Source organism: Ruegeria sp. R8_1 (assembly GCF_017743815.1).
Lineage (GTDB): Bacteria > Pseudomonadota > Alphaproteobacteria > Rhodobacterales > Rhodobacteraceae > Ruegeria > Ruegeria lacuscaerulensis_A.
The window spans coordinates 70281-95816 of record NZ_JAGHRL010000007.1 but is presented as its reverse complement, the minus strand read 5'-3'; the positions used below and the strand labels follow the sequence as shown (position 1 = coordinate 95816).

Sequence of the window (25536 nt, the reverse complement as noted above, 5' to 3'; positions counted from 1 at the left end):
GGGCTGAAGATATGCTGAAGACAAACGCCAAATACCGTCTGGGTCAGGTGGTTCGCCACAAGAAACATCCCTTCCGAGGGGTCATTTTTGATGTGGATCCGGAATTCTCGAACACGGAAGAATGGTATCAAGCGATACCGGAAGACAGTCGTCCGCTCAGGGAACAACCGTTCTATCATTTGTTGGCCGAAAACGACCAATCCTTCTATGTTGCTTATGTTTCTGAACAAAATCTGGTTGCTGACCAGTCGGGCGAACCGGTGGAACATCCCGATATTCCCGACATGTTCGGTCCGTTCGAAAACGGTGCGTACCCTTTGCACTTTCACCTGAACTGATAACGGGACAGCCGGCGCTTGGTCAGTAGCCAAGCGCACAACCGTCTTTTCTGGGATCGCTTGCGCCTTCAAGCACACCGTCCTCTTTGATGAGGATTGCCTGAGCGCCGCCGAGCGGGGTTTCCGGAATTTCAACTTTGTGACCCATATCGCCTAATTGTTCAGCCACCTTGGGCGGAATTCCGCGCTCGAGTTTCAGTACGCCCCCATCAGCGAATGCGCGTGGCGCGTCGATGCTGGCCTGAAGGTCCAAACCGTGATCGGTGAGGTTCGACAACAGGCGCGCATGGCCGGTTGGCTGGAACGCTCCGCCCATCACGCCGAAGGGCATAGTGATCCGGTTGTCCTGCATGACCATGCCCGGAATGATGGTATGCATCGGGCGTTTGCCGCCGCCCATTTCGTTGGGGTGGCCCTGTTGCAGCGTGAACCCAGCGCCGCGGTTTTGCAGCAAAATCCCATATTTCTCGGATGCGATGCCCGAGCCAAAACTGTGGAAGATCGAATAAATCAGTGACACTGCCATTCGGTCGCGATCGACGACGGTGATATAGATCGTATCTTTGTGAATTGCCTCAGTGACCGGTGCAGCAGCGGGCATCGCTCGATTGGGGTCGATCAACGCGGCTAAGCTGTCGGCAATACCCTGATCAGTGAACTTCTGAGCCTGTGCCATATGATCGGGGTCGGCAATGAACCGGTTGCGGGCGTCATAGGCCAATTTTGAGGCTTCAGCCTCAATATGAATACGCTCGACCCCGAACGGGTCCATACTGGAAAGATCAAAGTTCTTCAGAATATTAAGTAGAAGAATCGCTGTGGCCCCCTGACCGTTGGGCGGATGTTCGAACAGTTCGGTGTCATGGTACCGGCCGCTCACCGGTTTCGTCTTGGAAAAGGCGGTCGAGGCGAAGTCCGCTTCTGTATGTACGCCGCCGCGGCTTGTCAGGGCATCGATCATGTCCTGCGCGATGTCACCGGTGTAAAACGCATCCCTGCCGTATTTGGCAATCTGCCGCAGAACCTGGGCCTGACCGGGCGCGCGAAAAACCTGCCCGATTTTGGGTGCGGCTCCGTTGAACAGATAGTGGTCTCGTGCGGCGCCTTGCAGGTTGGATGCGCCTGATATCCAGTCAAATGCCACCCGCGGCGCGACTGGAACCCCGATTTCGGCATAATGAACCGCGGGTTGAAGAATGGTTTCAAGCCCGAGTTTTCCCTCGGTATCAGCCAAATGGCAAAATGCATCCACCGCACCGGGGATTGTCACAGCTTCGGGCGTGTTCAAGGGGACAGTCTCCAAACCCTTGGCGCGCAGGTCTTGCGCTTTGGCCGCAGCAGGCGCGCGACCTGATCCGTTCAAAGCCCGAACTGTGTTTTCGCCAGCGCGATTGAAAAGTACAAAGCAATCGCCGCCGATACCGGTCATTTGCGGCTCGCAAATTCCCAACAAGACCGCTCCTGCGATCGCGGCGTCCATCGCATTGCCGCCCTGCTGCAGAATTTGCAACGCAACCTGAGCCGCCAGAGGATGTGACGTAGCACACATGCCTTCGGTTGCCAGAACCTGTGACCGGCCCGGTGTATGGAAATCGCGCATGGTGATGCTCCCGTGACTGAACGCGCCGAACGTATCGCGCGGGTTGGTATTGTCCAGTCAAATCAAGGGGAAGTTCCTCGGCGCCGTTCACTGGGTGGGGGCTGTGACACTTGGCGCCGAGGGAAGCTATCTGAGCTACGAGTTAACTTTTGCTCTTTGTTTGCGGCGCGACAATGGTCTGATCTGGGCGTTATTGTGACATTTTCGACCTAGCCCAAGCGTGGAAAGTCAAAGCGCAGAGACAGACGATTGCAGCCGTCCGCGTGTTCATAACGGATTTCGCTGGTCAATTCATGGATCAGAAACCAGCCAAACCCACCTTCGGGTAGATCATCCAGCGAGGAGCCAAGCGGGGCAGGGACCCCGTCAGGTACGCGAAACCCCGGCAGTGGGTTGCCTGTGTCCGAGATCAGGATCTCAAGCCAGTTTTCGTGCAATCGGCATCTGACCTTGACCTTTGCCGGTGTAATTCCCGCATATGCGTGTTCAACGACATTATTGATCGCCTCGGCCAGCGCTATCTTGACGTCGGCGGCTTTGTGTTGCGGCAGGCCCTGAGCTTCCAGGCAGGTGCTAATTCTGGCGATACCAGTGCTGGCTTCAGCCTCGGTCGCGGCAAAGTTCAAATCCATGCAATTTTCGTCACACATGGCCATTGCGCCCATTCAGATCCGTCAGTCCGCCGCAGCCGTCAGCGCATCGTCCAATGTCGGGTACAGCTTGAACACCGTATCCATGCGCGTCAGCCGAAACACCTTTTCGACAAACGGGTGCAGCCCGGCCAGATCCAGACGTCTTTCGCTGCCGAGTTGCTTCATCGAGGCCACGATGGCCCCAAGTCCGCTGGAATCAATGAATTCCACATCCGTCAAATCCAGAACGACTCGTGGCGCCCCGCCTTGTGCCGTGCTTCGCATGTCTTCTTTGAACTGGATGGCCATCGCGGCATCAATCCGGTCGGAATGGACCGTAATGACCTGCGTTGTGTCAGTCGTCTTGCTGGTCAGGCTCATACGCGACTATCCTTCAAACTGAAAATCAATGGTAGAAATACGCTAGACGGCAAATCTTACCATTCGGTATCCAAAGGTAAGGAAGTTGAGAGGAGCATCCGTATGAAACAGGTCGTGATCGCAGGGGCTGCACGCACTCCGATGGGTGGATTTCAGGGGATGTTCGACGGGGTTGACGCTGCCGAACTAGGCGGGGCCGCAATCCGTGCGGCGCTTGATGGCGCACAGGCCGACACAGTGGACGAGGTTCTGATGGGTTGCGTTTTGCCGGCCGGTCAGGGTCAGGCGCCCGCGCGGCAGGCGGGCTTTGCTGCCGGGCTTGGCGAGGACGTTCCCGCCACCACACTGAACAAGATGTGCGGGTCGGGCATGAAGGCTGCGATGATTGCTTACGACCAAATCGCCTTGGGTCATTCCGACACGATGATTGCCGGGGGGATGGAGAGTATGACGAACGCACCATATCTGCTGCCCAAGATGCGTGGCGGTGCTCGGATTGGTCATGGGCAGGTCGTAGACCACATGTTTCTGGATGGGCTCGAGGATGCCTATGACAAAGGCCGTTTGATGGGAACCTTCGCCGAGGATTGTGCCGAGGCGTATCAGTTCACGCGTGAAGAGCAGGATGAATACGCCTTGCGCTCGTTGTCCAACGCGCTGTCCGCGCAGGAAACCGGTGCTTTTGACGCCGAGATCACACCTGTCGTGACCCGCTCTCGTAAGGGAGAGATCACCCATTCGGCTGATGAACAACCGCAATCGGCGCGCCCCGAAAAAATTCCGACGCTAAAACCAGCATTTCGCAAAGACGGGACGGTAACGGCGGCCAATTCCTCCTCTATCTCGGATGGTGCCGCGGCTCTGGTTCTCGCGTCGACCGATGCTGCCGAGGCCCGCGGGCTTACCATACGCGCGCGCATTCTTGGCCATGCCAGCTTTGCTCAGGCACCGGGTTTGTTCACCACTGCTCCCGTTCCTGCGGCGCAGTCCTTGCTGACTAAAATCGGGTGGTCCAAGGACGATGTGGATCTGTGGGAAGTCAACGAAGCCTTTGCGGTCGTCCCCATGGCCTTCATGCGCGAGATGGGCCTGCCCCGTGACATCGTCAATGTCAACGGAGGGGCCTGTGCGCTGGGGCACCCAATCGGCGCTTCGGGCGCACGGATCATGGTCACGCTTTTGAATGCGTTGGAAAAGCGGAACCTCAAACGGGGTGTGGCGGCCATCTGCATTGGCGGCGGTGAAGGGACAGCGATCGCAATCGAACGGGTTTGACGCTTTGGCGTTTTCGGCATAGGTCGCGGCACAAAGTAAATTGACCCGGACCAGTGACCATGACCGTCGACTATGCGCAGCTTGCTAAAGCTATTGCGGCCCTCACCGAGGGTGAAACGGATGAGGTCGCCCTGATGGCGACCGTCACCTGCGAGGTGCATCACAGCGATGATCGCTTTAACTGGACCGGGTTTTATCGGGTGACCGAGCCCGACCTGCTTAAGATTGGTCCCTACCAAGGTGGCCACGGTTGTCTCGTTATCCCCTTTAGCCGTGGCGTTTGTGGCGCGGCGGCCCGGACCCAAGAGGTGCAGCTTGTGGCTGACGTGGACGCATTTCCCGGCCATATCGCCTGTGCGTCCTCGACCCGGTCGGAACTGGTGCTGCCTGTCTTTGACGCGCAGGGAGAGGTGATCGCGGTGTTTGATATCGACAGCGATCTGCCCGATGCATTTACGCAGGCGGATGCCGATGGGCTTGCCGCGATCTTGCGCGATGTGTTCGCGCGCTGACGTCGGTTAGCCAAGCAGCGGGGGCAGAAAGGTGAAGGCAGCGTAGCAAGCAGCGGCCTGACCGATCAGGATTGCAAATAACCATCTCGAAAATCCCCGTTTGCGGGTCTTGTGGCGGAATATCCACCGCCCGACTATGGCTCCGGGGCTGCCACCCAGCGCAGCCAGCCATAGCAGACGACGTTCCGGCACACGGCGCTTGCGCCGCCGAGCGCGAAGTTTGTCCCAGCCAAAGGCCAGCAGGGTCAGGGTATTGATCGCCCACAGATACATCACTGCAATCCACATGCGTGACCGATACCGAACGTGGCCGCGTGACCCAAGTGAAAAAACGCTTGGTTTTTTCATCGATTCGCGCCATCGTGAAAAACAGGGATGAAATTTCACGACAACACGGAGCGGCGATTGAACTCACAGGCCCCCCAAAGCGCGACCCTTGGTGCTGATATCCGCGCCCTGCGCAAAGCGCGCGGGCTGACGCTGAGTGAGATTGCGGCAAAGCTGAACCGCTCGGTCGGGTGGCTGAGCCAGGTCGAGCGGGATATGTCCGATCCGTCCATCTCGGACCTGCGACAGATGGCTGATTGTCTGGGCGTACCAATGTCGATGCTGTTTGCCCATTCTGCCGCCCCGGCGGATGAACAGGGATATGTGGTCCGCGCCGGATCACGCCGCCCAATGGGATCGGGCGAGGAAGGACTGATCGAGGAACTGCTGTCGCCCGATCTGACCGATGATTTTGAGATGGTGCATTCCACCTTCGAGCCCCGCTCGCAGATGCAGACCCCCGCCGACCGTCCGACGCAAGAGGTGGGCTATATGATCTCGGGGCGGCTGGACCTGACGATTGGCGGGCGGCAATTCTCGGTCGGGCCGGGGGACAGTTTCCGTATCAAACACGAACCCTATCATTGGGCGAACCCCTATGATGAGCCCGCCGTGGCCATCTGGGTTATCGCCCCGCCGGTGTATTGAATGAGCTTTGAGGCCTGGACCATATTCGCTCTGTTCTGGGTGGTGTTCGTCACCACACCGGGGCCGAATGCGGTCAATTGCATATCAAACGGGATGAGCCTGCCCTTTGCCAAGGCAATGTTGGGCGTGCTGGCGATCCTGACACAGGCCAGCGCCTTTCTGATCCTGTCGGCGTTGGGCGTCACCGCGCTGATCGCGGCCTCACCCACCGGGTTTTTCATCGCCAAACTGATCGGCGCGGGGTTCCTGATCTGGATGGGCATTCGCGGCTGGATCAATGCCACCAAACCCGCGCCTGCATCTGAGCGACCCGCGCGCCACGTCTATCTGCACGCACTGGCGGTGGCGACGATCAACCCCAAAAGCGTGGCCGGGTATCTGGCGGCGTTTTCGCAATTCGTTCAACCCGACGTGCCGGTCTGGCAGCAGATGGGGGTGATCATGCCCACCGCGCTGGTCATCACAACGCTCAGCTACACGGGGTTCACCCTGCTGGGTGCGCTGATGGGCAAAGCCGCGCTTGGCGCTGTGTTCAACATCTGGGTCCGCCGCGTGATGGCGGGCTGTTTCATCATCTACGGCGTGTTGCTGGGCACTAGCGCAGCGCCTACAGCAAGGGGGTAAAGACATGCACACCGGTTCCTGCCTCTGCGGCAAGGTTGCCTTCACCATTGACGGAGAACTCGCCGCACCCAACGCCTGCCATTGCGGCCAATGCCGAAGGCAATCGGGTCATCTCTGGGCCTCCTGCGAAACCCATCAGGACAACCTCAACTTTACCTCCAGCGAGACGCTGGGCTGGTACCGCGCCTCGGACATCGCCAAGCGCGGCTTTTGCAGCGCCTGCGGCTCGTTCCTGTTTTGGCAGCACAATGATGAGGACACGATCGCGGTTTCAATAGGGTCTCTGGACGAACCCACCGGCTTGAAACTCGCCCAGCACATCTTCGTCGCCGACAAGGGCGACTACTACGACATTCAGGACGATCTGCCCCAGCGGGCAGACTAACAGGGAAGCAAAACCATGAGTGATTTTCCAACCAAGGCCCGTGTGGTCATCATCGGCGGCGGCGTTGTCGGCTGTTCATCGCTGTATCATCTGGCCAAGAAGGGCTGGACCGACTGCGTTCTGCTGGAAAAGAATGAACTGACCGCAGGCTCGACATGGCACGCAGCGGGGAATGTTCCGACCTTTTCGACCTCGTGGGCGATCATGAACATGCAGCGCTATTCGACCGAGCTGTATTCGCGACTGGCCGATGAGGTTGACTACCCGATGAACTACCACGTTTCGGGCTCGATCCGTCTGGCGCATAGCAAGGAACGGATGCAGGAGTTTCAGCGCGCCATGTCCATGGGCCGCTATCAGGGCATCCCGATGGAGATGTGGACTGCGGAAGAGGCCAAAGAGCGCTATCCGTTCCTTGAAACCCATGATCTTGAGGGCGTTCTGTACGATCCGACCGATGGCGACATCGACCCGGCGCAGCTGACGCAGGCGCTGGCCAAGGGCGCGCGAGATCTGGGGGCCAGGATCATCCGTTTCTGCCCGGCGACCGGCGTGAGCCAGCATGACGACGGCACCTGGACTGTGCATACCGATAAGGGCGATATTGCCTGCGATTACGTGGTCAACGCCGCCGGGTATTATGCGCAGCGCGTGGGTGAATGGTTCAAGCCTTTCGGCGGGCGCACGGTGCCTGCGATGGTCATGAGCCACCAATATCTGCTGACCGACGAAATCCCCGAGGTTGAGGCGTGGTCGAAAGAAAACGGCGGCAAGCTGCCGCTGCTGCGCGACGTGGATATCTCGTATTATCTGCGGCAGGAAAAAAATGGCTTCAACCTTGGGCCGTATGAGCCCAACTGCAAAGGCCATTGGATGACCGAAGACGATCCGATGCCCGAGGATTTCAGCTTTCAGCTTTGGAATGATGATCTGGACCGGATCGAGGATATCGTCACCGACGCGATGGAACGGGTGCCACTGATGGCAACCTCTGGCGTGGGTCGGGTGATCAACGGGCCGATTCCTTACGCGCCGGATGGTCTGCCGCTGATTGGCCCGATGCCCGGCGTGACGAACGCGTTTGAGGCGCACACCTTCACCTTCGGCATCGCGCAGGGCGGCGGCGCGGGCAAGGTGCTGGCCGAATGGATCGTCGATGGCGCGACCGAATGGGATATGTGGGCCGTCGATCCGCGTCGTTACACCGACTATACCGACCAGGACTATTGCAACCAGAAGGGCATGGAGGTCTACGGCAACGAATACGCCATGCACTTCCCGCATCACGAATGGCCTGCGGCGCGCGACAAGAAGCTGTCTCCGGTTCATGACAAGATCAAGGAACTGGGCGGCGTGATGGGCGCCTATAACGGCTGGGAACGCGCCAACTGGTTCGCCAAGCCGGGCGACGATACCTCGCTGGATGCGACGCATACATGGGGCCGGTCCGGCCCGTGGGAGCAGCGGATCAAAGAAGAATGCGAGGCGGTGCGCGACCATTGCGGCGTGCTGGACCTGCCGGGATTCTCGCGGTTCAAGGTGCAAGGGCCAGGGGCGGACGAATGGCTGCGGGGGCTTGTGACCGGGTCATTGCCCAAGATTGGTCGTGTCGGGCTGGTCTATTTCTCGGATAATCGTGGCCGCATCCTGACCGAAATGTCCGTGACCCGCGAAGCCGAGGATCTGTTTGTGCTGGTCACAGCCGCCACCGCGCAGTGGCATGACCGGGAATGGCTGGAACGCCATATGCCCGCAAACGCAGCATTCACGCTGGAAGACTGGACCACGCGCATGGACACGCTGATCGTCACCGGTCCCAAATCGCGCGAGGTGCTGGGCAAGCTGTGCGATGCGGATCTGACCCTGCCGTGGCTCAGCTTTCAGGAAAGCGAAGTCAATGGCAGATGGGTCGCTCTTTTGCGCGTATCCTTTGCGGGTGAACTGGGGTGGGAGATCCACGCCGAGAACGCGGACATACCCGCGATCTATGATGCGATCCTTGAGGCCGGGGCCACGCCGTTTGGCATGTACGCGCTGAACTCGCTGCGGATCGAGAAAGGCTACCGCGCGTGGAAGGGCGATCTGTCGACCGATTATACGCTGCTGGAAGGCGGGCTGGAACGCTTCGTCAAATTGGACAAACCGCAGGATTTCCCCGGTAAGGCGGCGATCCTGAACGAAAAGCAGCAGGGGGTGAAGAAGTCGTTCGTGACCCTGACGGTCGAGGCCGGAGACTGCGACGCGCCTTACATGTCCTGCATCTGGCAAGGCGATCAGATCGTGGGCGAGACGACCTCTGGCGCATGGGGATACCGCGTGGGCAAATCCATCGCGCTGGGCATGATCAAGTCGGAACTCGCCAACCCCGGCACCGCGCTTGAGGTCGAGATCTACGGCCAGAAATACCCCGCCGTGGTGCAGGAGGATCAGCCGCTCTGGGATCCGGCCAACGACCGGCTGCGGGCCTGATCCATGGCTGTTCCGCGCGTCATGCAGGGCGTCTATCTGACCCGCCACGGCGGGCCAGAGGCGCTGGAATGGCGCGCGGATATCCCGGTGCCGCAACCCGGACCCGGTCAGGTGCTGGTTCGGGTTGCCGCCGCCGGGGTGAACAATACCGATATCAACACGCGCGTCGGCTGGTATTCCTCGGATGTGACCGGCGCGACAGATGCGGTGGATCAGGAGGTCGATGCGGGCGGCTGGGGCGGCGCGCTGCACTTCCCGCGCATTCAGGGCGGCGATCTGTGCGGTATCGTTGAGGTGGCCGGGCCAGAGACGGGCTTCGCCGAAGGTCAGCGCGTCACCTGCCCGATCAACCTGCCGCGCCCACGCCCGGGCAATCCGACCGGCTTCATCGCGCTGGGGTCCGAGATCGACGGGGCCTTCGCGCAATATTGCCTGGTTGAAGCATCGGACCTGTACGACGTCTCAGCGTCTCCGCTATCTGATGCCGAGATCGCGGCCATTCCCTGCGCTTTTGGAACGGCCGAGAACCTGCTGACCCGCGCAGGCGTGACTGCAGGCCACAAGGTCCTGATCACCGGAGCCTCGGGCGGGGTCGGTCTGGCTGCTGTGCAACTTGCCCGGCTGCGCGGAGCGACCGTGTGGGGCGTCACCAGCCCAGCCAAAGCCGATGTGGTCAAAGGTCAAGGGGCAACGGATACGTTCGACCGTAACGCGCCTTTGCCGAAAGACATGTTCGATGTGGTGATCGACGTCGTCGGCGGCCCCGCATGGCCCGACCTGATCCTGTCGCTGAAACCCGGCGGGCAGTATGCGGTATCCGGTGCCATCGCCGGACCCATCGTTCAGGCCGATCTGCGCGATATCTATTTGCGCGACATCACCATCCACGGCTGTACCCATCAGGCATTTGAGGTCTTCGGACGATTGGTCGAACTGATGAATGCGGGTCGGATCAAACCTTTGATCTCAAAAACCTATCCGCTAAGAGATATCGCCGAAGCGCAAGAGGGCTTTCAGTCCAAGGCGTTTGCGGGAAAACTGGTTCTCATTCCCTGAGGAAAGGCAAGGCTATGGCGGATATCACCCTGTTGGACGGCTCGATCGGGCAGGAACTGGTCAAGCGCGGCGGCGAAAAGCCCACGCCTTTGTGGTCGACGCGGGTGATGATGGATCAACCCGATCTGGTGCGGCAGGTCCATGCGGATTACTTCCGCCGCGGCGCGACGGTGGCGACTACGAACACCTATGCCGTCCACCGCTCGCGCTTGGTGCGCGAAGGGATCGAGGATCAACTGCCCGCCCTGATCGACTCGGCGCTGACACAGGCAGAGCGCGCGCGGCCTGTGTTGGGTGGACGGATCGCGGGGGCGCTCGGGCCGCTGCTGGCCTCATACCGACCTGACCTGAAACCCGATGTGGAAGAGGCGGCGCTAAAATATGCCGAGCTGGTCGGTTTGATGAACGACCGGGTGGACCTGTTCCTGCACGAAACCGTCTCGTCCCTGCAAGAGGCCGAAGGCGCGCTGCGCGGTACGGAAAGCGCAACCAAACCCGTCTGGTTGGCGCTGTCGGTGATGGACAATGACGGCACCCGCCTGCGCTCGGGCGAGCATCTGGCGCAAGTGGCACCGCTGGTGGATCATTTCGGGCCGCAGGCGGTACTGATCAACTGCACCCGACCGGAATCGGTGATGCCCGCGCTGATGATCCTTGAAACGATAGGTCGTCCTTTTGGGGCTTATGCCAACGGCTTCACCGGCATCACGCAAGGGTTCTTGGAAGACGCCCCCACCGTCGATGCGCTGCAAGAACGTCATGACCTGACCCCCGAAGCCTATGCCGATTTCGCCATGTCCTGGGTCGAACACGGTGCCACCATCGTCGGCGGCTGCTGCGAGGTCGGCCCCGATCATATCGAGGCGTTGGCCCACGCGCTGCACGCTGCCCGACACCGGATCGTCTAGAGCGATGGCGGGTCAGCAGCATTTCGATATCCTCGTCGCCCCCGGCTATGTGCTGCTGGAACTGGCGTCGCTGGTCGAGGTGCTGCGGCTGGCTAATCGCGTCTGCCCGCACCCGCCCTTTACCTATGCGTATACATCGCTGAAGGGTGGAGCGATCCATTCCAGCAGCGATGCGATGATCCAGACCGAGGCGGTTAGCACCCAACCCAAAGCGGATTACCTGTTTGTCATCGGCAATTCCGACCCCGACCACCCCGATCTGTCACTGGGCCGCGTGGTGTCGGACTACACTTACCGCGGCGCGCAGGTGTTTCTGTTAGCTGAAGCCGCCAGCCGCTATATCGACGAACACGGCACCGAGGATATGGCAACCCATTGGGAAAACGCCTCATTCTTGCGCGAACGCGGTGCCCGGTTCGAGGCCAAGCTCTCCATCGCCACCCAGCAAGGCGCTGTCGTCACCTGCGCGGGGATGGAGGCGACGACGGACGTGGCGCTGTCGGTGATCGGCCGTCACATCTCGGGGCCCGCCAAGATGACCGTTGCCGATATCATGTTGCACGAGAACATCCGCGATTTTTCCTCGATGCAGCCGTTTTCCGGCACGCATCTGACAGCGACAGGCGATGCCAAGCTGGACCAGTGCATCAAGCTGATGCAGGCCAATATCGAAGACCCTCTGCCGATCCATCAGATCGTCGAGGAACTGCACCTGTCCAACCGTTCGCTCGAGCGCAAGTTCAAGACCTTCTTCGGCACCACCCCCAACGGGTTCTACCGCGAGATGCGGCTGGCTAAGGCCAACAACCTGCTTCTCAACACCACCATGAGCGTGCGCGAGATCGGCCTGGCCTGCGGGTTCCCGAACGGGTTTTCGTCTGTTTACAAAAGCTTTTTCGGCGTCACGCCCTTTGTTCTGCGTCGTGAAAAGCGCGCGGCACATCGGTGAAAATTACCCGTTTTGTGACGCTTTTGGCGCATTTGCTGTCGATCTTCCGTGGCATTTTGGCCCAAACCTGACAGTGCGGAGATTTCAGGATGGTTGATCTTCCCAACAAGGCCCGTGTGGTCATCATCGGCGGCGGCGTCATTGGATGCTCGGTCGCGTATCACCTGACCAAGAAGGGCTGGAGCGATGTCGTTCTGCTGGAACGCAAGCAGCTGACCAGCGGCACCACATGGCACGCGGCGGGTCTGATCGCGCAGCTGCGGGCGACGGCGAACATGACCAAGCTGGCGAAATATAGTCAAGAACTGTACGGCGCGCTCGAAGAAGAAACCGGCGTGGCCACCGGGTTCAAACGCTGCGGTTCGATCACCGTGGCGCTGACCGAGGAGCGGAAGGAAGAGATCTATCGTCAGGCCGCCATGGCCCGCGCCTTTGGGGTCGAGGTCGAAGAAATCTCGAACGAGCGCGTCAAAGAGATGTACCCCCATCTGAACGTCGAAGACGTCAAAGGCGCGGTCTATCTGCCGCTGGACGGGCAAGGCGACCCGGCCAATATCGCGCTGGCGCTGGCCAAGGGCGCACGGCAACGCGGCGGGATCGTCAAAGAACGGGTGAAAGTCACCGATATCGTCAAACAGGGGCGCACGGTCACGGGCGTCGACTGGGTCGCCGATGACGGCAGCGCCTCGGGCCATATCGAATGCGATATGGTGGTGAACTGCGCCGGTATGTGGGGGCATGAGGTCGGTCGAATGGCAGGCGTGAACGTCCCTCTGCACGCGTGTGAGCATTTCTACATCGTGACCGAAGGCATCGACGGCCTGACCCAGCTGCCGGTTCTGCGCGTGCCGGATGAATGCGCTTATTACAAGGAAGATGCGGGTAAAATCCTGCTGGGCGCGTTCGAACCGAATGCAAAGCCTTGGGCAATGAACGGCATCCCGGACAGTTTCGAATTTGACCAACTGCCCGAGGATTTCGACCATTTCGAGCCGATCCTTGAGGCGGCAGTAAACCGGATGCCAATGCTGGCCGAGGCGGGGATTCACACCTTCTTTAACGGCCCGGAATCCTTCACACCCGACGATGCCTATCATCTGGGCCTTGCGCCCGAGATGGACAATGTCTGGGTCGCGGCCGGGTTCAACTCGATCGGTATCCAATCTGCCGGAGGCGCGGGTATGGCGCTGGCCGAGTGGATGGACAGCGGCGAGAAACCGTTTGATCTGGGTGATGTGGATATCAGCCGGATGCAACCGTTTCAGGGCAACAAGAAGTATCTGTTTGAACGGTCCAAGGAAACGCTGGGCCTGCTTTACGCCGACCACTACCCCTATCGCCAAAAGGCCACCGCGCGCGGCGTGCGGCGTACGCCGTTCCACCATCACCTGCTGGAACAGGGTGCCGTCATGGGGGAACTGGCCGGGTGGGAACGGGCCAACTGGTTCGCCAACGCAGGTCAGGAACGCGAGTACCACTACAGCTGGAAACGCCAGAACTGGTTCGAAAACTCCGCTGCCGAACACCGTGCGGTGCGCGAGAATGTGGGCATGTATGACATGTCCTCCTTCGGCAAAATCCGCGTCGAAGGGCCGGATGCGGAGGCGTTCATGAACTATATCGGCGGCGGCGATTACGCGGTGCCCAATGGCAAGATCGTCTACACTCAGTTCCTGAACCGCAGCGGTGGGATCGAAGCGGACGTGACCGTCACCCGCCTGACCGAGACCGCCTATCTGGTCGTCACCCCTGCGGCCACTCGTCTGGCCGACCAGACATGGATGCAGCGCCACGCGGGTGGGTTCAACGTGGTCATCACCGATGTCACCGCAGGTGAAGGCGTGCTGGCCGTTATGGGCCCCAACGCGCGCGCGCTGCTGCAAAAGGTCTCGCCCGCCGATTTCTCGAACGCGGCCAACCCGTTTGGCACCGCGCAAGAGATCGAGATCGGCATGGGCCTCGCCCGGGCGCATCGCGTGACATACGTGGGAGAGCTGGGGTGGGAGATCTACGTCTCCTCCGACATGGCGGGCCACGTGTTCGAAACCCTGCACGAGGCAGGACAGGATATGGGCCTGAAACTCTGCGGCATGCATATGATGGATAGCTGCCGGATCGAGAAGGGATTCCGCCATTTCGGCCATGACATCACTTGCGAGGACCATGTGGTCGATGCCGGGCTGGGCTTTGCCGTGAAAACCGACAAGGGCTGCGATTTTATCGGGCGCGAAGCCGTGATCGACCGCAGGGAAACGGGTCCACAAAGCCGGTTGGTTCAGTTCAAACTAACCGACTCTGAACCGCTGCTGTTCCATAACGAACCTATCCTGCGCGATGGCGAATATGTGGGCTACCTGAGTTCAGGCAATTATGGCCACACGCTGGGCGCGGCCATCGGCCTGGGGTATGTGCCGTGCGCGGGTGAAAAGGCTACAGATGTGCTGGCCTCCAGCTATGAGATCGACGTCTGCGGCGTGAAGGTCAAAGCAGAAGCCTCGCTGAAACCGATGTACGACCCCAAATCGGAGCGGGTAAAAGTCTGAGGCGTGGGAAAAGGGGGCGCTGCCCCCGCCGCGGCAAGCCGCGACTCCCCCGAGGTATTTGAGGCCAGATGAAGTGCCGGATCCGTGCTTCATCTGGCTAAAAATATCTCGGAGCGCGAGGCAGAGCCTCGCATGTTGGATTGGTTCCAAACATGTGACGTATCAGAATTCCTGATGGCCGGCTTCACAGTTTTCGTGGTTTTCATAGGGCAGAGGTTTGCCGTAGAGAGTCCGATATCAGTCGGAGACCCACCGTGGCAAACACATCCATCCCACCGAATGCCGCAGACACGCCCAAGGGGTTGGTACTGGCTGTCACAGCCTATGTTTTGTGGGGATTCTTGCCGCTCTATATGAAAGCCATGGCGCATGTCGGGCCGATCGAGATTGTCTCGCACCGCATTATCTGGTCAGTGCCGGTGGCGGGGTTGCTGCTGGTCGCTTTGGGGCGGACACGGGATTTGAAGGCGGCGCTGGTGAACCCGAAGATGCTGGGCATGGCATGTTTGACGGCTGCGCTGATCTCGGTGAATTGGGCTATTTATGTGTGGGCTATTGCCAATGACCGGGCATTGGATGCGGCGCTGGGGTACTACATCAACCCGCTGTTCAGCATCGCCTTGGGCGCGGTGTTGTTGCGAGAGCCTTTGACCAAGACACAATTGGCGGCGGTGGCGATTGCGGCGCTGGGGGTGCTGGTGCTGGTCGTAGAAGCAGGCAGCTTGCCGTGGCCTGCGTTGGGTCTGATGGTAAGCTGGGGGTTTTATGCGTTTTTCAAACGGTCTTTGCCCATCGGGCCCAATCAGGGTTTCTTGCTTGAGGTGCTGATCCTGCTGATTCCAGCCCTGATGTATGTCACCTTGCTTGGCGTGAAGGGCACAGGGCATTTTGGCATGGGGCTTACGGACACCCTGCTGCTGGCCTGTGCTGGGATCGTGACGGCTGTGCCCTTGTTGGTCTATGCAAACGGGGCCAAACTGGTGCGGTTGTCAACAATGGGCATCCTGCAATACATCGCGCCAACCATGATCTTCATCACCGCCATAGCTGTGTTCGGCGAGCAGATTGACCGGGGCCGCATGATCGCTTTCCCACTGATCTGGACGGCGCTGGTGGTGTATTCGATCCCGATGATCCGGCAGATGCGGGCTCAGGCCTGACGCAATAGACGCGCGGCCTCTGCCGCCCATAAGGCATAGGTTTTCGGGCTTGGATGATACCCGTCAGGTGCCGCAAGTGCCGGGTCGTCCGGCAGATCGAGAGACAGATGTCGTGCCTGAGGGCAACTTTCCACGACTTCTCGCAACCCAAGATCCAACCGGGCGGCTTGTTGGCCCAGGACCCAGGCCAGTGGTTGGGGCAACGCGGGGAAGCGGTTCATGTGTGGTACGGCGGTTACAACGACGCGCCGGGCACCCAGCTGACCCGTCAGCAACGCAAGCAGCCGCGACTGCCGTTCCATGAAAACCCTTTGGGAAACAGCCCGCGTGACGTCGTTGACGCCCAAAGCGGTCACCGCCATGTCGAATTGCCCGTTCAAAGCCTGCAGGCGTTCGATCGTGTCCAGCGTCGTGTGCCCGGTTGTCGCCTCTAACCGCCACTCTACAGCGTAGTGGCGAGACAGCTCTCGGACCAGACACCCCGATAACGCTTGTGATTGAGTGCCTGCGCCGACACCAGCGGCTGAACTGTCCCCGGCAATCAGAAGACGCAACCGGGGACCGCGCCCTTCTCGCCCTTCACGTGGACCTGAGGGTTCGGGCAGGAACCGCGCGTTCCGGCGTACGGAAAACCCCTGTGCTGCCAGCACGGGCAACAGGGGAACGCGTAAAAGTTGATCAGCGGCGAGAGGCATATCAGCTTAGAGCGTCTTTGAACTTGAGGAACCGCGCGTCGGTCATAACGCGCGACATCATCGCTTCGCGCAGGGCACCAACGCTTTTGTAGGGGCGCATGACGACCTCGAAATCCTGGATCAGCCCGTCATCGTTTAGCGTGATCAGGTCAACGCCAACCGCATCCAGATCACCGATCTTGCACTGAAACTCCAGCGCCCAATCCTTGCCGTCCCCCATGATCCGGCGATAATGGAAATCAGAAAACACCTGCCCCACATGTCCCAGCACGGCCGCCACGGGTTCGCGCCCGGTCCATGTGCTGAAATAGGTGGGGGGCAAAAAACGCACGTCTTCGGCCAGCAACTCAAGGATCAGGGTTTCATCGCCCTTGGCGACGACCTCTTGCATACGCTCGATTGTGGGGTGCATTTGTTCTCCTCCGCTTTGGAACAGATTTGCCGAACCACTCCGAGCAGGCAAGGACGACGTTGCGGGAGGGGGCGCGGTAAGATAGGCAGGCGCGCATGAACGACGCCTATAATCCCCCTCAGACCCCACTGGATGTGCTGCACGAAGATGCGCAATTGATTGTGGTCAATAAACCCTCGGGTCTGTTGTCCGTGCCTGGACGCGGGGAGCATCTGGCCGACTGCTTGCTGACCCGTGTGCAAGCGGTGTTCCCTCAGGCGCTGCTGGTGCATCGGCTGGATAGGGATACATCGGGCGTGATGGTGTTTGCGCAGACGCCGCATGCGCAGCGTCATCTGAGTATGCAGTTCGAAAAGCGCCAGACCCGCAAGACCTATATCGCCCGCGTTTGGGGGAAGGTTGAGGACAAGACCGGCACTGTCAATCTGCCATTGATTGTCGACTGGCCCAACCGCCCCCGTCAGATGGTGTGCCACGAGACCGGAAAACCCGCCGTGACCGACTGGCGTGTGGTGAAACATGAGGGCGAGACGACGCGTATCCGTCTGTTTCCGAAAACCGGCCGCTCGCATCAGTTGCGCGTCCACATGCAATCGCTGGGTCATGCAATTCTGGGCGATCCCTTTTACGCGGAAGGGCCAGCGCGGGACTATCCGCGACTGATGCTGCATTCCGAAGAACTAAGGTTGAAAAGCCCCGATGGCGGCGCGTCGATGAAGTTCCGCGCCGGGGCGGATTTTTAAGCCGTCCCGGTCCATAGCAGTTTCAAATTTCCAAGCGAAAAACGCCTAATCCGTCGCCGGGGGGCGCAGGGTTGTCGAGTGGACATGAGTTCGCGTTCGATTTCAAACGCTCGCAGGTTGTGGTCCTGCGACCAGCGCCCAAGTTGCAGTGTCATCATGACGTGATTGTCGCGGCTTGGCATGGCGGATCTCCTGTGTGGGTGATCCAATCTGGCGCGTCACTACTGACACCACCTTGTCAGGGGGGTGTGCTAAGGTGTCAGCAGAAAAACTCCGGAGACCGCCATGCGTCGCTCGACCCGTTTGTTTGAAATCATCCAGATCCTGCGCGCCACCGACGCGCCGGTCACAGCCGAGGCGCTGGCCGAAAAGCTCGAAGTGTCGGTGCGTACGGTGTATCGCGACATCGCGGCACTTCAGGCGCAGCGCACTCCGATCGAGGGCGAAGCAGGGGTCGGCTACATGATGCGGCGGGGGTATGACCTGCCGCCCCTGAATTTCGACGCCGAAGAAGTTGAGGCGCTGTGGGTTGGTCTCTCAATGTTGGCCCGCACCGGGGACAGTACGCTGCAACAGGCTGCTGACCGGGTGTGCCGCAAGAACGAGGCACTGCGCGCGCCTGCGGACTGGTTGCAGGTGGCGCCGTGGGGCGCACCGATCGACGATCCCGACAAGGGCTGTATCCCCGTTGTGAACTACCGAGAGGCCATCCGCGCCGAGCGCAAGATTCGCATCACCTACATCAATGCCCAAGAGGAACAATCCGAACGTGTCGTGCGGCCTGTCGCTCTGATTTATCACATAGAATGCACCATGCTGGTCGCCTGGTGCGAGCTTCGTAGCGGGTTTCGCCACTTCCGCACGGACCGAATCTGGGCCTGCGAACTGATAGATGACCATTTTTGCGGTCAGGGAGAGCCGTTGCGCGCCATCTGGCAGGAACAAAACCAATGGGAGACTGGACCAAAAGCCCATTAGACGGCGGGTAACTGCCCATATCACCGCATTGTTGCTTGAGCCCGCCTGCACTAGGCACGATATACTGCCTCAAACAACATGGACCTAAAAAAGAGGTCCAGAGCAGAAGGTGAATTCATGACGATTTCCAAGTTTTTTGTAACCGCCGGGCTGTGCTCGGCCATGTTTCTGGGGGCTTGTACGGATCCCGGTACCCTGAACCTTCCGGCCGATCCGAACCAGAACGCCAAGCAAGGCGCAATTCTGGGCAGTATTGTTGGCGCCGGTGTTGGGGCGATTGCCAACGACTCGGACCCGCTTCTGGGTGCCGTGGCCGGTGCCGCAATCGGCGCAGCGGGCGGTGGTATCATCGGCAATCAGCTGGACCAGCAAGCGGCCGAGCTGCGGCAGCAACTGGCCAATGACGGCATTACTATTGTGAACGCAGGCAACCGCCTGATCGTGACTGTGCCCAACGACATTACATTCAACACCGACAGCGCGACCGTGCGTCCGGCGTTGCGGGCCGATCTGGTTAAGGTTGGTCAGAACCTGACACGCTATCCCAATTCGAACGTGCAGGTTATCGGCCACACCGACAGCGATGGCGAAGCCTCGTATAATCAGGGCCTGTCCGAACGTCGCGCGCGCTCGGTCGCGGATATTCTGCAAGCGAATGGCGTGAATGGCGCGCGGATCTCGACCATTGGTCTGGGCGAAAGTCGTCCTGCTGCATCGAACCTGACCGCTGCGGGCAAGGCGCAGAACCGTCGGGTCGATATCGAGATCATCCCCAACTGATCACATTGACCGGACAGGGCGCCTTTTGGCGCCCTTTTGCGCACACTGACTGCGCGTCAGGTGGGCTTTGGTCCACGACAAAGCCGCGCTAGGTATTGGGAAACACCGCAACGGAGTTTCCCAATGTCCGAACCGATCCTTCTGAGCCTTTCCGGCTCACTTCGCGAAAGCGCGACCAACCGTAAACTGCTGCGCGAGGCCGCCCGGCTGTTCGAACCCGCCACCCATATCGAGGCAGACCTGAATCTGCCGCTCTACGACGGCGATCTGGAAGAGGGCGAGGGTATTCCCGCCGCCGTTCAGGTGCTGGCGGATCAGATCGCGCAGGCCGATGCGGTGATCATTTCGACCCCGGAATACAACAAGGGACCGTCTGGCGTACTGAAAAACGCGCTGGATTGGGTCAGCCGAACCAAGGGCCGTCCCTGGGCTGACAAGCCTGTCGCTGTTATGTCTGCGGCTGCCGGACGGGCCGGTGGGGAGCGCGCGCAAATGGTTTTGCGCGGCTATATGGTTCCTTTCCAGCCGCGCATCCTGCAGGGTCCGGAAATCCATTTGGCTGACAGTTCGAACGAATTCGACGAACACGGCAAGCTGGTCAGCGAACGCTATGAAAGCGCCCTGCGGACCCTGATGCAGAAATTGCGGGCGGAAGCGGGTCTTTGAAAGCCCCGATGGCTTGTTCTGCACAGGCGCGCTGCTTAGGGTTTTCTTATGACCGAGGATATCCTGACTGACACCCTGGACCCGGCGCGTGCCGCCGCATTGCAGGCAATGCTGGGTCAAAAGCCAAGTGTGGCAGCCGGGTCCGAGTTGCCACCATTTTTTCATCACCTGTATTTCTGGTCTCCACAGACCCCAGATCAGCTGGGGCGCGACGGGCACCCAAAAGTCGGCGGGCTGATCCCCGACATGGGCCTGCCGCGCCGTATGTGGGCCGGAGGACGGTTGGAGTTTCATACGCCGCTAACAGCAGGAGCGCAGGCCGAGAAGCGGACGGTTTGCGAAAGCTCCGAGGTGAAGGCTGGACGCAGTGGCCCGCTTGGGTTTGTCACTCTGCGTCACGAATTCCACCAAAACGGAGCGCTTTGCCTGACGGAATGGCAGGATTTGGTTTACCGCGAAGACCCCTCGGCGAATGTTGCCCGGCCTGTCGCACCTCGAGCACGTGTGGATGAAACGCATCGGCGGGAGGTCGATTTCGATTCGACAGTGCTGTTTCGCTATTCGGCGCTGACGTTCAACGGGCACCGCATACACTATGATCTGGATTATGCCCGCGAAGTCGAAGGCTATGACGGGCTGGTTGTTCACGGACCCCTGCTGGCGCAACTGTTGATGTTGTTCGCGCAGGATCAGACCGGCCCGTTGGCGCAGTTTTCTTTCCGGGCCTCTTCGCCTTTGATGCATTTCGAGCAGGCGGTTTTGTGTCGGAACGGCGCGGATATGTGGGTGCGTGGCCCGGACGGACGCCAATGTATGAGCGCGCAGGCCGTGCCCCGTTCAGAGTGAGGCTTCTGGCCGGAAATCATCGGGGATGGTATCGCGTTCTTCCAACACCAGATCGGCCATCACCTCAGCCACTTTCGGCGCCATGCCAAAGCCGATCTTGAACCCTCCATTGGCAATGAACTGCCCCTGATGCAAAGGATGTGCCCCCAACATCGGTGCACGACTTTTGCTGCGAGGGCGGATGCCGGCCCATCGTTCGATCACTTCAGCCCCGTGCAGCACCGGCACCGCCCGCATGGCGCGTTCCAACACATCGTCCAGCGCAGCGTCCGTATTGGTTGGATCGTCATACTCTCGTTCCGAAGTCGAACCGATTGCCAGCGTTCCGTCCGCATGAGGAACGAAATGAATGGCGTCTGCAAAAAGTTGTGGAACGTTACCCGCATCAAATCGCAGCAGGGCGGCCTGTCCCTTGACGCCGTTGCCGACGGTCTTGCCGAAAGCGTCGCTCAGTGCTTGCAGCCCGGCCAACCCGGTGGCGTGGATAACCTGACCTTTGTCAGGCGCTTCCGCCTGAACGTGCACATCCATCACCTCTAACGCGGCGACCAGCGCGGCACAGGCCCGTCTGGGGTGCATCCGCGCGCTGAGCGTGTCGTGAATGACGAAATTGGTGGGGCTGGGCGGGCACCAAGCACCGATCTCCGAGGTTTTGACCACGCGCCATTCGGCATGGCCTTGCCACAAGTCTTGTGCCGTCCCGGCTCGCGCGTAGGCAAGGTCCAGGCTGCGTTGATCGGCAATGGGTTGCAGGCGACCTGACCGGGCATAGCCGGGCGACACGCCTCCTGTCGCCTCGACCTGTTTCCAGAACGGTTCGGCCATGATCAGGCTGTCGAATTGAAAGGCTTTCTTGGCGTTCCAGTTCTCGGGCACATGCGGGGCCAGCGCGCCCACTAGCCCGCCGCTAGAGCCCGCACCGGGGCCAAACGGGTCCACCACCTGAACCTTGGCACCGCGCCGGGCGCAGGTCCACGCGATGGACAGGCCAAAGATACCCGCACCCCGCACCGTCACATCGACCATTGCCAAACCTCATTTCCTTGTTCAGTGTCGCGCCGCTTAGCTACAGGATTCCCCGATGGCAGACCAGCGTGCCGAACTGACATGGCGGGACGGGCAGATCCCCGTCTCGGACCGTTTCGATGACCCCTATTTCTCGCTCCAGAACGGGTTGGAAGAAACACGGCATGTTTTTCTGGCGGGCAATGATCTGCCTGCACGGTTTGCACCGGGATTTCGCATAGCCGAGCTGGGATTCGGCACCGGTCTGAACATGCTGACGGTCTGGTCAGCTTGGGAAAAATCGGGCCAGACGACTCCGCTGACCTTCACCAGTTTCGAAGCCTACCCCATGGTCCGCGATGACATGTCCCGCGCCCTGGCCGCCTTTCCCGAATTAGCCCCGTGGGCCGAACGGTTTCTGGCCACATGGCGGGGAGGCGTTTGTGATTTGGGCACTCTGCACCTTGAGGTCATCGAAGGCGATGCCCGGCAAGCTCTGCCTGCGTGGCAGGGCCTTGCGGATGCGTGGTTTCTGGACGGGTTTTCCCCAGCCAAGAACCCCGAGCTTTGGGGTGCTGACCTGATGCAACAGGTGGCGGATCACACGGCCAAAGGCGGCACTGCTGCCACCTATACTGCCGCAGGGTTTGTGCGTCGCGGGCTGGAGGATGCGGGCTTTACTGTCACACGTGCACCGGGTTTCGGCCGCAAACGCCATATGACCCGCGCTGTCAAATCATGAGCCAGCAAAACAACACCCGCGCGGGCATCGCGCTGATGATTGCGGCCACCGTGGTGTTTGCCCTGCAGGACGGAATCTCGCGCCATTTGGCAGGGACATATAACACCTACATGGTCGTTATGATCCGCTATTGGTTTTTCGCGGCGTTCGTCATCGCACTGGCCCTGCGCACACCCGGAGGGATCGCGGCCACTGCAAGAACCAGTCAGTTGGTGCTGCAAATTCTGCGCGGTGTTCTGTTAGCCGGAGAGGTCTGCGTCGCAGTATATGCCTTTACCATCCTTGGGCTGATCGAAAGCCAGGCGGTTTTCATCTGTTATCCCCTGTTGATTGCGGCACTCAGCGGGCCGGTACTGGGCGAACAGGTCGGATGGCGGCGCTGGTCGGCAATTGGAGTGGGGTGCGTCGGGGTTCTGATCATCCTGCAGCCGGGCATGGGCGTGTTCAATCCGTGGGCGGTGATCCCACTGATCTCGGCCCTGATGTTCGCAGTTTACGGCTTGCTGACCCGATACGCAGCACGACGTGACAGCACCGCGACCAGCTTTTTCTGGACCGGTATTGCCGGGGCCGTTGCCATGACTGTCATAGGCCTGTGGTTTTGGGAGCCGATGGTCGGTGGCGACTGGCTGTGGATGGGCCTTTTGTGTCTCAGCGGCGTGCTGGGGCACTGGCTGCTGATCAAGTGCTATGAGATGGCCGAGGCCAGTGCCGTGCAGCCTTTTGCCTATTTCCACCTGATGTGGAGCGCAATCCTTGGCATCTCAGTCTTCGGAGAATCGCTGCGGCCCGCAGTTGTGGTCGGGGCCGCGCTGGTGATTGCGGCGGGGTTGTTCACCCTATGGCGCGAACGCCGCCAGAGTTGACCCCGTGAGTTCTTGCGAAAACGGGACAGGCAAGGCGGGCCGCCCAAGCCGTGCGCGGTAAACCGGCAGGCTTTCGGCGACGCGCATCACATAGTTCCGGGTCTCGCTGAACGGGATAGTCTCAATCCAGTCGACCATGTCGATCTCACCTGCACGCGGGTCGCCATACCGATCCATCCACGAGATCGGCCTGCGTGGTCCAGCGTTATAGCCTGCGGCCATCATCACCACGTTGCCGTTGAAATCCTCGGCCAGACTGGACAGGTAGTTCGCCCCCAGCTTGGCATTGTACTGCCAGTCCGACGTCAGGCTCGAGGTCTTGTGCCCGCTGAGGATGCCCAGATTCCGCGCCACGTTCTGGGCGGTGGCGGGCATCACCTGCATCAATCCACGTGCGCCTGCACCGCTGATGACGACTGGATCAAACTCGCTTTCTCGGCGGGCGATGGCCAGCGTCATTTCCTTCGCCATTGGAAGGCCAAGATCGGCAACCGGATGCACCGGATAGTACGCAGCGGGCAGCACGACACCGGTTTTTGCCGCCCGTTTGGCAATCATCACTGCCAGATGTGGTTGTTTCAGCTCGATCGCCAGATCACCCAATTGGTTGGCCTGCGTGTCATCCAGATCTTCGACCAAGTGGGTCAGGAAGCGTTCTGATAGGTTGTCCTCGCCCGCACGCAGCAGCAGTAGACCGGCTTCCAGCACGCTGGAATCGGCAAATCCTGCCTGTTTCCAATGCGGGGCTCGGCGTGGGCTGGCCAATTCACTGTCAAAGGGTCGACCGATCCGTTCCGCCGCCAGCAAGCCATAGAATGAGGTCTGGTAGTCAGCCCCCATCGCATAAGCTTCATATGCCTTGTCCGCATCCCCCTGAGCCGCGTAGGCCCGCCCCAGCCAATAGCCGCCGCGCCCCTTCGAAATAGGGGACGCAACTGCATCCGAGAAGTTCTGGAAATGGCGCACCGCCGTGCCAGGGTCGTTCAGTTTCCGCAGTGCCAGAAATCCGGACAGCCATTCCAGATCGGCATAGCCATAGCCCATCTCAGGCGTCATATGGTGGTTCGCTGCAATCTTGTAGGCTTTCGAGGCGCTACCATTGCGCATCTCAAGCCGCGCCAGACGGCGGCGACCTTCGGCCCATTTGTCGGGTTCCCCCAACGCATCCGGCCCGGTGGAACGCGCCAGCATCAAGTCAATTGCACTGTCGTCCAGCTCTTTCTTGTCGCGCCAGACAAAGCGGTCAAAGGCCAGCCCCGGCGCGTCCGTCAGTGATTTCGGAACCGCAGCGACCTTGCCATCGACACCCGGTTGCCGCTTTTGCAATGCAATTCGCGCCTCGGCCAGTTTACGCTGATCGGTACTGACCAAAGGCAACATCTGGCCAGCGCTCACCAGATGACCGTCCCACAGCATCCGGTCCAGCCGCGCCGCGTGATGAGGTTTCAGTAACGATCCAAAGTTCTCAAGATAGTTCTTTTGCAGTCCAGACCCCATCGGCATGGTCCGCCAGGCAGCCACGATATCAGCCTCGGCATCTCCCGACCGCCCCTTGGCCTTCAGCGCCACAGCATAATTCAACGCACCCTCGGCGGTCTGAGGTGGAACGTCGGTATAGAATTTCACGACACGATCCGGATCAGCTCCGGTAAAGGCTGGCTCGCTCTTGCGTCGCAGCCATGCGAGGCCTGGCCAATCGGGGCGTCGGTCCAGAAAAACCAACACATCGCCTGAAGTCCCGAAGCCTTCGCGCAACCAGTGCCATACGATAATGTCGCGCGATACCGACCCTCGGGCACCAGATTCGCGCAGGGCGGCGTTCCAATCGCCTTTGCGCATCTCGTAAAGACCCGCGCGCAGGTCGCCCACCGCGTCGGCCCTTGCCTGCCCGAATGAAACCAGAATCACAGCCGTAAAAAGCGCCAGAACGCGTGTCATGCCTTGCATTTCCCAACCAACCAAGGATAGAGCCATTCAGGATAAAGCTTGCACCGCC

General features: G+C 60.2%; 27 protein-coding genes. 19 read left to right on the top strand and 8 right to left on the bottom strand.

Annotation, left to right across the window (positions count from 1 at the left end):
- Positions 1-11: 11 nt before the first annotated feature.
- Positions 12-338, top strand: coding sequence for a heat shock protein HspQ (hspQ, locus tag J7380_RS16220; RefSeq protein ID WP_170355374.1), 327 nt, complete (start codon positions 12-14; stop codon positions 336-338).
- A 22-nt stretch (positions 339-360) separates the two neighbouring features.
- Here the strand turns inward: hspQ and ggt are convergent, their stop codons facing one another.
- The 3 genes from ggt to J7380_RS16205 all read right to left on the bottom strand — a co-directional run bounded on the left by ggt (position 361) and on the right by J7380_RS16205 (position 2951).
- Positions 361-1938, bottom strand: a complete 1578-nt coding sequence (ggt, locus tag J7380_RS16215) for a gamma-glutamyltransferase (protein WP_209196779.1) — start codon at positions 1936-1938, stop codon at positions 361-363.
- Between the two features lie 209 nt (positions 1939-2147).
- Positions 2148-2570 carry an ATP-binding protein gene (locus J7380_RS16210; RefSeq protein ID WP_247742605.1) on the bottom strand — a complete coding sequence of 141 codons (423 nt, stop codon included), beginning with the start codon at positions 2568-2570 and terminating at the stop codon, positions 2148-2150.
- Between the two features lie 42 nt (positions 2571-2612).
- Positions 2613-2951 carry an STAS domain-containing protein gene (locus J7380_RS16205; RefSeq protein ID WP_170527408.1) on the bottom strand — a complete coding sequence of 113 codons (339 nt, stop codon included), beginning with the start codon at positions 2949-2951 and terminating at the stop codon, positions 2613-2615.
- 102 nt (positions 2952-3053) lie between these two features.
- Between J7380_RS16205 and J7380_RS16200 the strand changes: the two genes are divergently transcribed.
- The gene (locus J7380_RS16200) at positions 3054-4226 is read left to right on the top strand and encodes an acetyl-CoA C-acyltransferase (protein WP_209196777.1); all 1173 of its coding nucleotides are present in this window, start codon (positions 3054-3056) and stop codon (positions 4224-4226) included.
- Positions 4227-4285: 59 nt separating this feature from the next.
- Positions 4286-4738, top strand: coding sequence for a GAF domain-containing protein (locus J7380_RS16195; RefSeq protein ID WP_209196776.1), 453 nt, complete (start codon positions 4286-4288; stop codon positions 4736-4738).
- Positions 4739-4744: 6 nt separating this feature from the next.
- On the opposite strand, the gene J7380_RS16190 is transcribed toward J7380_RS16195, so the two are convergent.
- Positions 4745-5086 (bottom strand): DUF1294 domain-containing protein, encoded by a 342-nt coding sequence (locus J7380_RS16190; RefSeq protein ID WP_247742604.1) that lies wholly within the window; start codon positions 5084-5086, stop codon positions 4745-4747.
- A gap of 57 nt (positions 5087-5143) precedes the next feature.
- Here J7380_RS16190 and J7380_RS16185 point away from each other — a divergent pair, with 57 nt between their 5' ends.
- The 9 genes from J7380_RS16185 to rarD all read left to right on the top strand — a co-directional run bounded on the left by J7380_RS16185 (position 5144) and on the right by rarD (position 15807).
- Positions 5144-5713, top strand: coding sequence for an XRE family transcriptional regulator (locus tag J7380_RS16185; RefSeq protein WP_209196775.1), 570 nt, complete (start codon positions 5144-5146; stop codon positions 5711-5713).
- On the top strand, positions 5714-6337 hold the full coding sequence (locus tag J7380_RS16180) for a LysE family transporter (protein ID WP_209196774.1): 624 nt from the start codon (positions 5714-5716) through the stop codon (positions 6335-6337). It abuts the gene before it with no gap.
- Positions 6338-6341: 4 nt separating this feature from the next.
- Entirely contained in the window at positions 6342-6722 is a 381-nt protein-coding gene (locus tag J7380_RS16175) for a GFA family protein (RefSeq protein ID WP_209196773.1), read from the top strand.
- Positions 6723-6737: 15 nt separating this feature from the next.
- Positions 6738-9191 (top strand): FAD-dependent oxidoreductase, encoded by a 2454-nt coding sequence (locus J7380_RS16170; protein ID WP_209196772.1) that lies wholly within the window; start codon positions 6738-6740, stop codon positions 9189-9191.
- 3 nt (positions 9192-9194) lie between these two features.
- Positions 9195-10247 carry an alcohol dehydrogenase family protein gene (locus J7380_RS16165; RefSeq protein ID WP_209196771.1) on the top strand — a complete coding sequence of 351 codons (1053 nt, stop codon included), beginning with the start codon at positions 9195-9197 and terminating at the stop codon, positions 10245-10247.
- A gap of 14 nt (positions 10248-10261) precedes the next feature.
- Positions 10262-11155 carry a homocysteine S-methyltransferase family protein gene (locus J7380_RS16160; protein ID WP_209196770.1) on the top strand — a complete coding sequence of 298 codons (894 nt, stop codon included), beginning with the start codon at positions 10262-10264 and terminating at the stop codon, positions 11153-11155.
- A 4-nt stretch (positions 11156-11159) separates the two neighbouring features.
- Positions 11160-12104 (top strand): helix-turn-helix domain-containing protein, encoded by a 945-nt coding sequence (locus J7380_RS16155; RefSeq protein WP_209196769.1) that lies wholly within the window; start codon positions 11160-11162, stop codon positions 12102-12104.
- Positions 12105-12193: 89 nt separating this feature from the next.
- Entirely contained in the window at positions 12194-14647 is a 2454-nt protein-coding gene (locus tag J7380_RS16150; RefSeq protein WP_209196768.1) for an FAD-dependent oxidoreductase, read from the top strand.
- A 254-nt stretch (positions 14648-14901) separates the two neighbouring features.
- Positions 14902-15807 (top strand): EamA family transporter RarD, encoded by a 906-nt coding sequence (rarD, locus tag J7380_RS16145; RefSeq protein ID WP_209196767.1) that lies wholly within the window; start codon positions 14902-14904, stop codon positions 15805-15807.
- Here rarD and J7380_RS16140 read toward each other — a convergent pair.
- Together J7380_RS16140 and J7380_RS16135 are read right to left on the bottom strand one after the other, a co-directional pair.
- Entirely contained in the window at positions 15798-16502 is a 705-nt protein-coding gene (locus J7380_RS16140; protein WP_209196766.1) for an SGNH/GDSL hydrolase family protein, read from the bottom strand. The genes rarD and J7380_RS16140 overlap by 10 nt on opposite strands.
- A 1-nt stretch (position 16503) precedes the next feature.
- The gene (locus J7380_RS16135) at positions 16504-16914 is read right to left on the bottom strand and encodes a nuclear transport factor 2 family protein (protein ID WP_170754524.1); all 411 of its coding nucleotides are present in this window, start codon (positions 16912-16914) and stop codon (positions 16504-16506) included.
- 95 nt (positions 16915-17009) lie between these two features.
- On the opposite strand from J7380_RS16135, the gene J7380_RS16130 reads away from it, so the two are divergent.
- The 5 genes from J7380_RS16130 (at position 17010) to J7380_RS16110 (ending at position 20927) form a co-directional block, all read left to right on the top strand.
- Positions 17010-17657, top strand: a complete 648-nt coding sequence (locus J7380_RS16130; protein ID WP_209196765.1) for an RluA family pseudouridine synthase — start codon at positions 17010-17012, stop codon at positions 17655-17657.
- Between the two features lie 285 nt (positions 17658-17942).
- Positions 17943-18635 carry a YafY family protein gene (locus tag J7380_RS16125; RefSeq protein ID WP_209196764.1) on the top strand — a complete coding sequence of 231 codons (693 nt, stop codon included), beginning with the start codon at positions 17943-17945 and terminating at the stop codon, positions 18633-18635.
- Positions 18636-18752: 117 nt separating this feature from the next.
- The gene (locus J7380_RS16120) at positions 18753-19415 is read left to right on the top strand and encodes an OmpA family protein (protein WP_170355355.1); all 663 of its coding nucleotides are present in this window, start codon (positions 18753-18755) and stop codon (positions 19413-19415) included.
- 123 nt (positions 19416-19538) lie between these two features.
- On the top strand, positions 19539-20081 hold the full coding sequence (locus tag J7380_RS16115) for an NAD(P)H-dependent oxidoreductase (RefSeq protein WP_209196763.1): 543 nt from the start codon (positions 19539-19541) through the stop codon (positions 20079-20081).
- Between the two features lie 48 nt (positions 20082-20129).
- Positions 20130-20927: an acyl dehydratase gene (locus tag J7380_RS16110; protein ID WP_209196762.1), complete on the top strand. Its 798-nt coding sequence runs from the start codon at positions 20130-20132 to the stop codon at positions 20925-20927.
- Here J7380_RS16110 and J7380_RS16105 read toward each other — a convergent pair.
- On the bottom strand, positions 20919-21953 hold the full coding sequence (locus tag J7380_RS16105) for an FAD-binding oxidoreductase (RefSeq protein ID WP_209196761.1): 1035 nt from the start codon (positions 21951-21953) through the stop codon (positions 20919-20921). The two genes, J7380_RS16110 and J7380_RS16105, sit on opposite strands and share 9 nt — an antisense overlap.
- A gap of 55 nt (positions 21954-22008) precedes the next feature.
- Here J7380_RS16105 and mnmD point away from each other — a divergent pair, with 55 nt between their 5' ends.
- Together mnmD and J7380_RS16095 are read left to right on the top strand one after the other, a co-directional pair.
- Positions 22009-22674, top strand: coding sequence for a tRNA (5-methylaminomethyl-2-thiouridine)(34)-methyltransferase MnmD (gene mnmD, locus J7380_RS16100; RefSeq protein ID WP_209196760.1), 666 nt, complete (start codon positions 22009-22011; stop codon positions 22672-22674).
- The gene (locus tag J7380_RS16095) at positions 22671-23540 is read left to right on the top strand and encodes a DMT family transporter (protein ID WP_209196759.1); all 870 of its coding nucleotides are present in this window, start codon (positions 22671-22673) and stop codon (positions 23538-23540) included. Before mnmD ends, J7380_RS16095 begins: the two co-directional genes overlap by 4 nt.
- Here J7380_RS16095 and J7380_RS16090 read toward each other — a convergent pair.
- Entirely contained in the window at positions 23514-25478 is a 1965-nt protein-coding gene (locus tag J7380_RS16090) for a lytic transglycosylase domain-containing protein (RefSeq protein ID WP_209196758.1), read from the bottom strand. The two genes, J7380_RS16095 and J7380_RS16090, sit on opposite strands and share 27 nt — an antisense overlap.
- Positions 25479-25536 lie beyond the last annotated feature (58 nt).